Consider the following 12,281-nt stretch of genomic DNA (forward strand, 5'->3'; position numbering starts at 1 on the left):
TCAGCCGTTCGGCGTGGTGGGCTTGACGTTGACCGACTGGATCTCGTTGATTTCCAGCTGGGTCGAGCTCGAGGTGTTGAGGTTGACGGTGCCGTTGGCGCCGGAGACCGACGTCCAGGTGACGGACCACTGGCTCGTCGCAGTCACGGTGTACCGATCGCCAGGCTGGTTCGCAGAGGTGCGGTCGTACCGGAATCCGCAGGTCGGGCTGTCGCTGAGCCCGTAGCCGATCGAGTAGGCGGTGCCGACGCTGCCGCAGACGACCTCATGACCGTCGCCCATGTTCCAGCGGATGCCGGTGACCTGAGCGGTCGCGGTGATCGTCTGCCCGCCCAGCGTCGCGGTCTCGGTGTAGGGACCCCAGGTCAGCGGCTGGGGGTTGTTGACCCACAGCCACACCGGGATGCCGACATAGCTGCGGCGGTGGCCCCAGGCAGGGTTTACCTCCGGCGCCATGCCGATATCCACACCGCGGAGCTGGAACGACGCGATGAGCTGCGCAGCTGCCCGGCCAGGGGTGAGGACCTTCAGGCCCGGAGGCACGGTCTCACTCCAGAAGTTCGTCTGCTGTCCGATTCCGGGAACTCCGCCGCCGCCGGGCTGGAACATGATGCAGAGGTAGTAGCCGGCCTCCGGCGAATAGCCCGCCGGTCGGGGTGGCCACTGCCCCTTCTGCATGCCTACGTAGCACTGGCGGGTATTGCTCCAATAAGACGTGTCAGAGCCGCAGTCGATGATCGCGTAGAAGTGCTGGTAATCGCCGGCGTCGTAGACGCGGATCTGATCCTCTTTCCAGCCGAGCTGCAGCAGGCCGGACTGGGAGTTCTCGTAGTAGCAAGTCGGTGCACCAGGGGTCCAGCCGTTGGCGTCGGGACGCGGCGCGGGGTCAGAGGGCAGGGAGATCGTGAGATAGCAGATGGTCGTCTGCTGGTCACACCAAACACCGCCAGCTGCGCTGGCAGGTGCAGTCGTTGCCATCACGGATCCCGCAATCAGCGCGATTGCCGCCGTGATCGCTGCGAACACTCGTTTCATCATCAGACCCCCCGACCCATGATCAGCAGCTCTGGCCGAGGCTGACGAGGTTGTAGACGAGCCAGGTCTCGCTCTTGGTGTCGTAGATCACCTGGTAGTCGAACAAGCTGCGCGCGTCGGGACGCAGCGCCTCGGATCCGTCGCTCGCCCAGACCTTGTACTTGCTCGCGTCCTGGCAGGCGTGGATCGTGACGAGACCGTTATCGACCTTCTCCCACTGCTGTCCGTATGCCGCGAGCCGCTCATACGTAATCGCGCCCTCGGTCTTGCCGGGGCCGTCGATGTTCTTCTGGTCGACGTTGAGAATTGGCCCCGTCGAGATGCGCTCTGCATCCTTCACCGCCACGTCGAGCGCCTTACCGGTCGCCACCGCATTCAGAGGCGCGGTGTTCTTTCCACCGGCGGCGTTGACTTCTCCGCGCGTTACGAAGTACTGCTTCAAGACGGTGTCGGCAGCCTTGATCGCCTCGTCCTCGCTGGCGGGCGGCGGCACCTTCACACCGGTCGTGGGCGTAGGTGTTGCAGATGCCGTCGACGGGCCAGGGGTCGGGCCGGTCGTGGTGGTGCATCCGGTGAGGAGCAGCCCACTGAGGGCGACAGCCGTGAGTGCAGTGATGATGCGCTTGCTGGTCATGGGGAGCTCCTACTGGGTGATGATTTGGGCCGAGCTCTTCGCTGCGATCGGGAGGCTGTTGATGGCGATCAGCGAGAGGAACTTCGTCGTGTACGTGCCTTTGACGCTAACGGTGACGGTGTTTCCGATGACAGTCACGGTCCCGGTGAGCCCTGATGCTGCGAGGTAGTTCTCGGCGGCTGCTTGGGCCTTGGTGCTGTCGAGGGCGAGGTTGCCATTGATGATCGCTTCGCCGGCGACCGCGTTGGTTCCGGCGCGTGCAGCGGAGGCTGCAACCATCTGGGCGGCCTGCGTGGACTGGTACTTGCCGGAGCTGTCGACGACCAGGCCGACGATGACGACGAGAGCTACAACGATCGTGATGAGGAGGACGGACACGGATCCGCGCTCGTCGTTGTGCAGCTGCTCGAGCTTGTTCCTGATGGTCATGGCCGCTCCCTGTAGGCGTCGACGGGCGACTGTGCGCTGCGGGTGATCGTCCAGGATCCGGGTATTCCGGGGAGGGCGACGTCGGAGAGGTTGAGCGTGCAGGTGATGGTGCCGGAGACGGTGCCGACCTGCCCGAGAGGCACGTTGAGTCCGGCGTCGTTGATCTTCACGCTGAGGGTCATGCAGGCGTACCCGCTCTGTGCCATCGAGGTCTGCGCGGCCGTGTTCGCGTCCGTCTGCGCCTGGGACGTTGTCCGGGACAGGGATGCTTCGCGTGCCGCGGCGATCGCCGCCGCCTCGGCGGCGTTGGATGCGAGCGCGATCCGACCGCAGACGACGAGGAACAGGATGATGAGCACGATGATGGGTGCGAGCAGCACGAGCTCGACAGCCATGCTTCCCCCGTCGTTTCGACGGAGAAGGCGTCGAAGAGCTGAGTGGAGCTTCACGGTCCCACCCACCTCTCTGTGGGCCCGGTGACGGTGCGGCTAACCGTCAGAGGTACTCCGGGGATGAGGCTTGCGGCTGTGCCTGAAACGGTCACGGTGACCGACTCGGGTGCTCGCTGCACGACGACGTTGGTGCCGGCGAGGATCGTGCCCGCCTGTGTGAGCACGGCGTCTCCTGCGCTGACGCCGTCTTCGGAGGTTCCGTTGTAGAGCCGTGCCGCGTTGTAGGCGGTGGATGCCGCTGCCTGTGCGACATTGTTCGCCTGCATGACCACTGCTCCCTGGATGATGCCGAAGATGATGAGGAACACCACCGGGAGGATGATGATCGCCTCGACTGCCGCGGACCCGCGTTCGTTCTCACCGTGCGGGAAGCGCACGGTGGTCCGGAATGCGGCGAGGCGGCTCATGAGTGTCAGGGAAGCTTCGCGGTCTGAGCGTTGACGAATGCGGTGATCGCGCCGATGACGATCGCGGCGATCGCCAGGACAGCGAGGACGATCACGATCCATTCGACGGCCGAGTAGCCAGCCTGCGGGTTCTCCTTCATCGCGGCCCAGCGCCGACGGACGCCGAAGACGAAGTCCTGCATGAAGAGCATGATCGTGATGACCAGCCGGTTGGTTTTGGTCTTGAGAGTGTTCATTGGTTCTTCCCCAATCTGGTTGCTGTTGACCATAGGTACGGATTTCCCGCTTGATCGGACATCAGGCGGTGAAAAGGTTCATGACGAGCGGGGTGAGGACGATCGCGACGAAGATGGCTGCGGAGAAGATGATCGGCAGCTTCATGCGCTCGGATGCCTGATTCGCTTTCGTGTGTTCGTTGTTGAGGAGCTGTACGCGGAGGGACTTGCCCTTGGCCCTCAGTGTCTCATATGTGCTAGCGCCCTCCTCGCCCGCGAGCCGGACGATGTTCCCGACCTCTCCAAGCTCGGGGACGCCGATCTCTTCGCTGAAGTCCCTGAGGGCATCCCACGGTGCGACGCCGGCGTAGCTGGCACGGCTCAGCTCTTGGCGAAGCCGCGCGAAAACCCACGTGTTGCCGATCTCAGCGGCGCTTGTGAGGGCGCGTCCGGCGGGAGCTCCGCGTCGACGTTCTGCGGCGACGAGCTCGAGGTAGACGGCGACCGACCTGCTGAACTCTTCTCGGGCGTCGCGAGCCTTAGCGTGTAGGTCCTGGTCGGGGGCGAACCAGAGGGCGATCGCGAGAGGGATTCCTACAGCTCCGGGCAGCCAGAATGGGAGCACCCCGATCGCCTGCATGGCGAAGCCGAACAGCAGAGGGGCGAGGAGGCCGACGACGGCGAGGAGGGTCTTGTCGTAGAGGTACTTCGTGACGGGGGTCCCGACGAGGGCGAGGTCCTTGGCCGGAATGGTGAAGAACCGCAGATCGGGAAGTTGACGGTGCACCCAGGTGCCGACGCGGACCTCGACGGATTGCCCAGCGGTGTGTTGCGTTGGCGTTGTGGAGCCGAGCCGGTCGAGTGCGGCGCCGAGTGCGGGTCGGACCGGGAGCAAGCCGGCGAGCACCACAGCGAGCCCGATCCCGATGATCACGCCGGGGATGACGGAGACGAGCGGATTCATGACGTTGCCTTCTGGTCGGAGAGGTTCGTGAGAATTCGCGGCGTGGGCTTGCCTGCACTGATCTTCTTGAGCCAGAGCAGCATGACCACGTCGAGCCCGATCCACAACGCGAGGAGCAGCTGTCCAAACGGGGTCTTGTAGGGCGCCATGAACTGACTGATGAAGGGCATCACCGCGAGCAGGCCCACGGTCGCGAACGTGGTGAAGCGGATGGCGGACCGCGGCTTGGCCCGGTCAGCTTCGATCTCGCGACGGACACCAACCTCTTCGGAGATGCTCTGCGCGAGATCCTCGAGCGCGTTCGCGAGGCCGGCGCCGCGTACTCGTTCTGCGAGGAGCAGGTGCGCAACGATGAGGTCTCCGGTGGGGTCGGCGAGGTCGTCGGCGAACTTCCGCAGTGCGGCCCAGGTGGGCCAGCGCGCGTTGAGCCTGGCCGCGAGAAGGGACACCTCTTCGCGGATCGCGACGGGGGCGCTGCCGACGGAGGCATTGATTGTTTGCTCGAGGCTGGATCCCGCGATGGTGAGTCCGGCGAGTCCGCGAGTCCACGTTTCGAGCCCCTCGAGCCGATCGAGCCGCTGCTGCTCACGCCCGTTATCGAGTAGCCACGGCACACCGATGGTGGCGAGTGGGACGATCACCACCCACACGATCCATCCGGTGAATAGCCACAGGATCACACCGCCGATGAATCCGATACCCCCGAGCATCAGGCGCTGTCGACCGAAGCGCACTCGCGCGCCATGAAGCGCGACCTGAAGTCGGCTGGGCGGCTTCGGCCCCTCGTGCACAGGCGCAGGCAGGAGCCCGAGCACGATGACCAGCAGACCGAGGATCCCGATCGTTGTCGCGACCGCTGCCAGTGCGCCGTTCATGCTGCGTCCTCTCTCAGCAGGATCCGCGGGTCGAACCCGGCGTGCTTGAGATCCTCGAGCAGCTCCGGTGTGGGGCGTCCGTCGCCCGGTCCGAGCTCGAAGGTGCGCGGGTGTGCCCGGAAGATCGGTGCGGCGATCGGTCGAGCGCCGTCGACGGCCTCGCCGGCCTGCACTTCGCTGATGTCGGTGACGACACGGCGGATGCGTCGGGCCCCGGTCTCCGGGTCCTTGTAGATGACTCGCTTGATCATCACGATCAGGTCGATGTGACGGGCGATCTGCCGGTAGGCGTAGGTATCTGTGGTGCCCAGGTTCTTCTGTGTCAGGGTCGCCATACGCTCGATGGCATCTGTCGTCCCGTTCGCGTGCAGGGTGCTGAGCGAGCCGACGCCGGCCTGCATGGCCTGGAACATCGCGTCGATCTCGCCACCGCGGACCTCGCCGACGAAGATGCGCTGCGCATCGAGCCGGAGGGCCTCCTCGAGGCAGTCGATGAGGGAGATCTCGCCGGGCCTGCTGCCGTCCGGGAGCCGCTCTCCCTGACCGGGCCGGTACTGCAGCGATGTCACGATGAGGTGCCTGTCGCCCATCCGGTCGAGGTAGAGCTCGCGCTCCTTCTCGATGGTGACGATCTTCTCGAGCGGGTCCATCACGTTCGCCAGTGCGCGCAGCAGGGTCGTCTTGCCGGCGCCCGGGTTGCCGACGACGACAACGGATCGTCCGGCGGCGATTGCGGCGGAGAGGAAGTCGGCAGCGTCCTGGGTGAGGGTCCTCTGCTCAACGAGGTGCTCGAGCAGGATGTCGACGAAGCGATGCAGACGGATCACTGCCTTGGGGCGCGGGCTGATCGGGGTGTGGACGGCGGCGAGACGGGCGCCGCCGGGAAGGTCCATGTCCAGGATCGGGCTGGTCGCGGTGAACGAGCGGCCATCCTCTCCCCCGCGGGCTGCGAGGAACTGGATCTCGCGGACGAAGTCTGCATCGCTGGTCGCGACCGGGTCGTGGCGGATCATGCGGCCGTCGGCGTAGCTGACCCACACGTTGTCATACCCGTAGATGTCGATGTTCTCGACCTCGGGGAGATCCACGAGCGGCTGCAGCCGGCCGAGGCGGAACAGGCTGTCATACACGGCCCGCTGCGCGGCGCCGATCGTCTCCTCGTCCCACGCGCCCTTCTCGCCGGAGTGCGTGATCATGTCGTCGACGTGCCGGGCTGTCACCTCGGCGATGTGGGCGCGGGCGACCTCGTGCCGATCGGCGTCGGACATCCCGCCGCGAGCCTGCTCGGACGCGGTGAGCATGTCGGAGACCTCGCCGCGCAGCCGGGTGATCACGTCCCAGTCGAGGGTGCGGGACAGCTCGTAGGCGCGGGTGGCATCCACCTTCTGGACGGAGCGCCGGCTGAACGTCACCGGAGCCTCGGTGACCGGCGCCGGCACGGTCTCGGCCGCCGGAGCAGCGGTGGCCGGCTGCCCGCCGGCGGCGGCGAGGAGGTGCTGCGCGGGCCCGGTGGCGGGCGGTGCGTCGGGGATCTCGATCGCGTCGGGGACGCCGTCGTTGAAGAACGGCAGCCGGGTGATGTCGAAGTCGTTGCTCATGCGTTCACTTCCTCGAGGGGAATCGCGCCGAGCTTGTTGCGGCGCTCACGGATGGCCTGGTCGAGCACATTGGGCAGGAGGGTGAGGTCCCGCGTCAGGGCGCTCTTCTTGGTCTTCGCGGTCGGCTCAGCGCCGACGGAGAACACCGCGGCGGCGCGAGGGTCGTTGGCGAGGCGTCCGAGCACGGGCAGCTGTACGGCCTTGGAGACCTCCGCGTCGGTGAACGCCTCGTCGTGCGCGTCGATGAGCAGCAGGCCCATCCAGTCATCGTGACCGACCCGCGCCAGGGTCTCGCCGACCTCCGCTCGCCGTGCTCGGATCGCGAAGAAGTCGGGGATCACCGGACGAGCAACCAACGCAACCAGATCGGCCGTCTGCATCAGAACGGCCCGGTCATCCCGCGGTCCCAGCCGGCCGCCGTCGATGAGGATGTCGGTCCCTTGGGCAGAGATCGCAGCGAGCGCGTTTCCCAGGCCGCCCCAGAAGGACGTGCCTGCTCCCGCGGCGGCGTTGATGTTGGAGAAGCCGGGGACGAGGACCTTGTTCGGGCCCAGCCCCACGGTCTGCTTCATGACGGCGTTCGGTGTCAGCTCTCCACGCTGGTGCTGCACGGACAGCGGGGTGAGCCCGTGAGACAGGTTCACCTGCCCTCTCAGATACCCGGTCAGGATTCCCGAGGGCTTGGCGATGTCTGCCTCAATGAGGACCACGGGGCGCGGCCATGCGAGGGCAAGGCCGACTGTTGCCGAGGTGACGCCGGGTGACCCGGAGACGCTAGTCAGGTAGATGACGGCCATGGTCAGTTCCCCGCATCGAGCACGAGCGCGACGCGACCCGTGGCTGCACGAGCAGCGATGTCCGGCGCCTTCTCGGGCGACACGACCAGGTCGATGATCCAGCGGTTGTTCTGCGTGTCCTGACGAACCGAGAACACCGTGGCGGTGAATGTCTGCGGCGTCGTGGCTGGCGGCTCACCCTGCGCAATCGGGGTGTCGACGAGGCGGACCTTGTCCCCCGCGACGAGGGTCTGGCTCGGCATCTGCGCCGACGTCAGCGCCACGCCCACGATGCTGTCGCCATCCGCAACCACCAGGCTCTTCCCGACCGTCGACGAGGTCACCAGGGACCCCGCGGGGAGATCGACCATGGCGACCTCGCCGATCGCCTCCTGGCTCTGGCTTGCCTTCAGAGCATTCGTGGCCTGATCCCCCGCGATCTGCAGCGTTCCGAGGTCCTGCGCGGTGATCTGCTGGCCGCGGGGAATGTCCTTGGTCACGGTCAGCACCGTGGTGGTGTTCCCGACCGTGGTGAAGAAGTACCAGGAGCCCAGCCCGCCCACGACCGCGAGGGCGATACCCGCCGCGATCAGCATGGGACGCCGGCGGCTCTTCGTCGGCGGCAGCACCGCCGGCGTAATCGCGTCCTGGGGCGGCTTCTCTGCTCGCCGGCCCCGCTTCTCCTTGACTGCTGTATCGCTCATCGCTGCTCTCCTCCGGTGGCTTCGTGATCTACTTCGAGCGTTTCCGCTCGGGCTCGTCGGTCTTGGTCATTGCGGTCAGGTAGTGCTTGTAGGCGGCCGCGAGCATCGCCGTTCGGCTCGGCGCCTCGAGCCGCTTCCACATGTCCTCGATGACGTCCTTGTTCGCCTGGGTCATGCGCACCACGAAGGTCTCCGTCTTGACGTCCTCGTGCCGAGCCGGCGACGAGGGACGCTCGAAGAGCTTCTTGCGATCGGGTTCGAGCCGCGTCGCTCGATCCTTGATGAGGTCCGCGAGCTCGTCATAGCTGTACTCGAGCGCGTCGAACAGGATGTTCGGGTGCGACATCTCGGTACGCGCCTTGTACTCGGTGAGCATGTCCATGACGGGCTGTTCCAGCGTCACCTGCACGCCCTTGTCGGCTCGACCGGGCTTCTCTGCCCGATCCTCGTTCGAGGCGTCGGCCGCGCCGACGTCGTCAGTCGTCACCACCGCGGCACCCCGCTCCCAATACCAAATTGCCCAGTTGATAGCTGCATGACGGCATGGTAACACCAACAGCCCGCGAACACCATACTTTTATGACGGCAACCCGACGCAACCTACATGCAACCAGCCCGCCAACAGGACGCCAACAGGACGCCAACACGACGCCAATAAACGGCCTTGTAGGCGGCAAAATCTGGCAGAACAAGTCAAGTAGGCGGTAGTTCACGCATCTAGGAATGGCGGGTGTGCCAATATCACCGCTGAGTACGCCCAAGAAACCCCCCCTCCTCCTCCCCCCCCCTGGCGAAGCTCCGGAACTTCCAGACTCCGGAAGTCTGGAAGTTCCGCACTCCCCCCCACTTACGAAGTAACAGACATACAGACTCTGGAACTCTGGAAGTCACGAAGTCTGTAGTTGCCGAAGTTCCGAAGTCTGTTACTCTGCAACTACCGAACATCCGAAGTCTGGAACTTACGAACGTCGTAAGTCTGGAAGCTCGGAAGTTCGGAAGTCTGTAAGTAGGGCGGCAACCCGAAGCTTGCAGACTCCGGAAGTTCCGGACTTACAGAGTTGGTTCGACCCTGAGAGGGAAGAGGGAACAGACATGGCAGCTACGGAGCCCACGATTGACCGGGATTCGTTCGGACGGGTCATCGCCGTCGAGAGCCTCAAGGGAGGTGTTGGGAAGACGACGATCACCGCGAACATCGGAGGCTACCTCGCCCTGTCGGGCGCTCGTGTGCTGCTGGTCGACCTCGACCCGCAGGGCAACCTCGAGGACGACCTCGGATACGCCGACGACGAGCGAAACGACCAGGGGGAGTCGCTGGCCAAGGCGCTGATGTTCGGCGGCGAGGTCGCTGCGATCACCAACGTCCGCGAGAATCTCGACGTCTGGACCGGGGGCAGCGCCCTCCACAGCGTCACCGCGGTCCTCAGCTCGAAGATGGGCAGCGACGCGAAGAACGCCAAGCTGGCGCTCGCGAAGATCCTCGCGCCCGTCGTCGACAACTACGACTTCATCTTCCTGGACTGCCCTCCCGGCGACGGCGTCCTGCAGCTCGCAGCCCTGGCGGCGGCCCGCTGGGTGCTGGTGCCGACCAGGACCGGCGCGAAGGACATCAAGGGCGTCGCCAAGGTCGCGGAGCGGATCGACCAGGTCCTCGACGTGAACGGGGCGATCGACCTGCTCGGCGTCGTCCTCTTCGCGGTCGGTACGGCCTCCGAGCGCAAGGACGGCACGGTCGTGATGAAGAACGCCGAGCGCGACGCACGAGCCGACCTGGACGCGATGTTCGGGGTGGGGGAGGAAGGCGGCATCGGTCGCGAGATCGTCTTCAACCAGGCCATCCGGCACAGCGAGGCGGTGGCCAGCCAGTCCGGCCGGGCCGGCCTGCTCGTCCACGAGCTCGACGAGCGCGCGAAGCAGGAAGCGAAGGCCGGCATCGCCTGGTGGAAGATCCGCAGCGGCGAGCTCAAGAACAAGCAGCTCACCAGCGCGACCGCCGGATCCGTCGCCGACGACCTGCAGACGATCGCGCAGGAGATCAACGACCGCCTCCTCGAGGCGGAGAACGAGGTACTGGAAGGAGCAAGCGCATGAGCGACACCACATCCCGCGGCATCGCGAACCTCGCCACTCGCCCGCGTCGCGTTGACCCCAAGACGATGCTCGCCCGCAACCGACAGGCAGAGGAGGCCCCCGTCGACGAGCCGGCCGAGCTCGAGCCGGCCCCTGTCGAGGACGTCGCCACCCCGGAGCCCGCTCCCGCGCCGGCCGCCGGCACGACGAGCGCTCCGCGCCGGACGTCCCGGAAGCCTGCCGAGGCCGACGAGTCCGAGGCCGGCTACCTCGACCTCGAGCGCAAGGAGACCCGGCTGCGCGAGGGGCAGATCGGAGAGCTCACCTCCCACGCGCGACGCCTGAACAAGGCGAAGACGGGGCCGGCCCCGCGGATCACCGAGAACACGCTGATCCGCGTCGCGATCGACCTGCTGCTGTCGCGCGTCGACGAGCTGCAGGGCAGCACTGAGGCCGAACTTCGGAAGTCTGTAGGTCTGTGATGGCCGGGGCCTACTGCCGCTACTGCGACCAGCGATGCTTCGTGCTCCGAGTGCTCCCGGGTGGCCGCCAGCTGCACATGGCCACGTGTGCGGCCGGAATGGCGTTCGATCGAGAGCAGACCGGGTTCGACCACACCACGGCCCGAAACCCCCGCCAGCTCGCGACGGCGATCTGACTGCCCGCCTCGAAGCACAGATGAAGGCCCCTCCCGGTGAGATCCGGGAGGGGCCTTCATCGTCTATGCATCAGGGGAGAGGCGCTGAGGGGGCGTGGAGCTCCTAACGGGCGGTTTCAGCTGTCATTGGGCGTCGGGAGGGTTTGAGGCCCTCAGATCGTCTCCTGCGGCGTCACGCCCAGGTGCCGTTCTCGCGGATGTGGGCCTGCACGGCCTCCATGAGCTTGACCCGGATCCGGTAGACGCGGCGGGTCAGGCTTGCCCGGCCGATGCCGAGGTCCTCGGCCAGCTCGTCGCGCTCGTGCAGCTCGCCGAGGTCGAACCGGGCGAGGAGGCGGACGTCGTCGGGCGTGAGTGCCTCAGTGTCGATCGCCCAGGTGAGCACCGTGACGAGGTCGTGGAACGTGTCGTCACCCCACTCGGGCTCGAGCGTCGCGGACTTGCCCTGCTCTTGCAGCGCCTGCTCGAGGTAGACGTCCTCGGTGACGTGCTCGCTGGGGTCGCCGGGGCTCATCGACTTGTTCACGATGAGCAGCGCGTCCATGCCGATGTTGGCCTTGACCTTCTCGACCCGGTTGAGCGGGTAGCGGCGGATCGACTCCCACATGGCGCCGATCGCCGTCGAGACCGCGTCGACGGGAGTGTGGTCGCTGAGGGTGAGCGCGCGCAGGCCGCGGCACGTGCGAGCCAGGTGCACGGCCTTCGGGAGCATGTGCTGCAGCACGACCCGCTCGGCGAGTGCGTCGCCGTCGTGGCCGGCGGTGAGCAGCGCGTGCAGGAGGCGATCCTGCTCGCGACCGGTGGCGGCCTTCAGCTCGAGCTCGAGCTCGCTGCAGGAGCGGATGCCGATGCCGGCGAAGTCGTGTTCGCGGTCGGTGAGAGATCCCGACCATTCGGTGCGGAGGGCTTCCAGCAGACCGGTCTGCGTGGGGGTGGTGGTGGACATGAGCGGAGCTCCCTGTGTCGATGCATGGACACAGGGCACGCTCCTCACGGGCTCTGGTGTGAACTCTTGAACGATTTCCGAGCGGCAGGGTTCGAGGGTCTGGAATCGCCTCTCGAATCGTCTGTAAAACACCTGATCCAAGCCGGTTTCCAGGTGGGGTCAGAAAAAGACGGAAGAAAAATCTCTGGGCCCTTGTCCGATCTGGGCTGATTTCCGCACCCATGGTCTGTGAGCGTGCCGATCGGCCCGCCGATCAGACCTTTGGGACCGAGGAGATAGCCATGGCACAGGCAGCGGAGGAGCAGTTTCCGGAGAGCTTCGTCCGGGACACCGCGAGGGTGATCCGCGCGATCGAGGACATCCCGCATGCCGCAGCCGTCCTCGCCGACCGTCCGCTCGACCAGGCCGCCCAGGAGCGGATGCGTCGGGTGCTGGACCCCTCCTCGATGGATGAGGTCAACGCGGCCGCGGGCCGGATCGTGAGCCTTCGGGTGAGCGCGGACGAGGGGGTCTGACTC

At 66.2% G+C, this 12,281-nt stretch carries 16 protein-coding genes; 3 read left to right on the forward strand and 13 right to left on the reverse strand.

Features of this window, described 5'->3' with window-relative positions; all coding sequences use genetic code 11:
• From ACH3VR_RS21855 to ACH3VR_RS21910, 12 genes are all read right to left on the reverse strand, one after another.
• Nucleotides 1-978, reverse strand: coding sequence for a hypothetical protein (locus ACH3VR_RS21855; protein WP_397558455.1), 978 nt, complete (start codon nucleotides 976-978; stop codon nucleotides 1-3).
• Between the two features lie 79 nt (nucleotides 979-1,057).
• Nucleotides 1,058-1,669, reverse strand: coding sequence for a hypothetical protein (locus tag ACH3VR_RS21860; RefSeq protein WP_397558456.1), 612 nt, complete (start codon nucleotides 1,667-1,669; stop codon nucleotides 1,058-1,060).
• 9 nt (nucleotides 1,670-1,678) lie between these two features.
• Nucleotides 1,679-2,098: a pilus assembly protein TadG-related protein gene (locus ACH3VR_RS21865; protein WP_397558457.1), complete on the reverse strand. Its 420-nt coding sequence runs from the start codon at nucleotides 2,096-2,098 to the stop codon at nucleotides 1,679-1,681.
• A complete protein-coding gene (locus tag ACH3VR_RS21870; RefSeq protein ID WP_397558458.1) occupies nucleotides 2,095-2,493 on the reverse strand; it encodes a TadE/TadG family type IV pilus assembly protein in 399 nt (132 codons plus the stop codon). The genes ACH3VR_RS21865 and ACH3VR_RS21870 overlap by 4 nt, the downstream gene beginning before the upstream one ends.
• A gap of 50 nt (nucleotides 2,494-2,543) precedes the next feature.
• Nucleotides 2,544-2,957, reverse strand: a complete 414-nt coding sequence (locus ACH3VR_RS21875; RefSeq protein WP_397558459.1) for a TadE family protein — start codon at nucleotides 2,955-2,957, stop codon at nucleotides 2,544-2,546.
• 5 nt (nucleotides 2,958-2,962) lie between these two features.
• Nucleotides 2,963-3,193: a hypothetical protein gene (locus ACH3VR_RS21880; RefSeq protein ID WP_397558460.1), complete on the reverse strand. Its 231-nt coding sequence runs from the start codon at nucleotides 3,191-3,193 to the stop codon at nucleotides 2,963-2,965.
• 61 nt (nucleotides 3,194-3,254) lie between these two features.
• On the reverse strand, nucleotides 3,255-4,136 hold the full coding sequence (locus ACH3VR_RS21885; RefSeq protein WP_397558461.1) for a type II secretion system F family protein: 882 nt from the start codon (nucleotides 4,134-4,136) through the stop codon (nucleotides 3,255-3,257).
• On the reverse strand, nucleotides 4,133-4,951 hold the full coding sequence (locus ACH3VR_RS21890) for a type II secretion system F family protein (protein ID WP_397558462.1): 819 nt from the start codon (nucleotides 4,949-4,951) through the stop codon (nucleotides 4,133-4,135). The genes ACH3VR_RS21885 and ACH3VR_RS21890 overlap by 4 nt, the downstream gene beginning before the upstream one ends.
• A gap of 56 nt (nucleotides 4,952-5,007) precedes the next feature.
• Entirely contained in the window at nucleotides 5,008-6,609 is a 1,602-nt protein-coding gene (locus ACH3VR_RS21895; protein ID WP_397558463.1) for a CpaF family protein, read from the reverse strand.
• Nucleotides 6,606-7,406: a hypothetical protein gene (locus ACH3VR_RS21900; protein WP_397558464.1), complete on the reverse strand. Its 801-nt coding sequence runs from the start codon at nucleotides 7,404-7,406 to the stop codon at nucleotides 6,606-6,608. Before ACH3VR_RS21900 ends, ACH3VR_RS21895 begins: the two co-directional genes overlap by 4 nt.
• Before the next feature lie 2 nt (nucleotides 7,407-7,408).
• Nucleotides 7,409-7,981, reverse strand: coding sequence for an SAF domain-containing protein (locus ACH3VR_RS21905; RefSeq protein WP_397558465.1), 573 nt, complete (start codon nucleotides 7,979-7,981; stop codon nucleotides 7,409-7,411).
• Between the two features lie 136 nt (nucleotides 7,982-8,117).
• The gene (locus ACH3VR_RS21910; protein ID WP_397558466.1) at nucleotides 8,118-8,576 is read right to left on the reverse strand and encodes a hypothetical protein; all 459 of its coding nucleotides are present in this window, start codon (nucleotides 8,574-8,576) and stop codon (nucleotides 8,118-8,120) included.
• Nucleotides 8,577-9,181: 605 nt separating this feature from the next.
• Here ACH3VR_RS21910 and ACH3VR_RS21915 point away from each other — a divergent pair.
• On the forward strand, nucleotides 9,182-10,180 hold the full coding sequence (locus ACH3VR_RS21915) for a ParA family protein (protein ID WP_397558467.1): 999 nt from the start codon (nucleotides 9,182-9,184) through the stop codon (nucleotides 10,178-10,180).
• On the forward strand, nucleotides 10,177-10,641 hold the full coding sequence (locus ACH3VR_RS21920) for a hypothetical protein (protein ID WP_397558468.1): 465 nt from the start codon (nucleotides 10,177-10,179) through the stop codon (nucleotides 10,639-10,641). The genes ACH3VR_RS21915 and ACH3VR_RS21920 overlap by 4 nt, the downstream gene beginning before the upstream one ends.
• A 348-nt stretch (nucleotides 10,642-10,989) precedes the next feature.
• Here the strand turns inward: ACH3VR_RS21920 and ACH3VR_RS21925 are convergent, their stop codons facing one another.
• Nucleotides 10,990-11,763: a hypothetical protein gene (locus ACH3VR_RS21925; RefSeq protein WP_397558469.1), complete on the reverse strand. Its 774-nt coding sequence runs from the start codon at nucleotides 11,761-11,763 to the stop codon at nucleotides 10,990-10,992.
• 281 nt (nucleotides 11,764-12,044) lie between these two features.
• Between ACH3VR_RS21925 and ACH3VR_RS21930 the strand changes: the two genes are divergently transcribed.
• Entirely contained in the window at nucleotides 12,045-12,278 is a 234-nt protein-coding gene (locus ACH3VR_RS21930) for a hypothetical protein (RefSeq protein WP_298866740.1), read from the forward strand.
• Nucleotides 12,279-12,281 lie beyond the last annotated feature (3 nt).

The sequence above is a fragment of the Microbacterium alkaliflavum genome, assembly GCF_044325405.1.
Taxonomy (GTDB): domain Bacteria; phylum Actinomycetota; class Actinomycetes; order Actinomycetales; family Microbacteriaceae; genus Microbacterium; species Microbacterium alkaliflavum.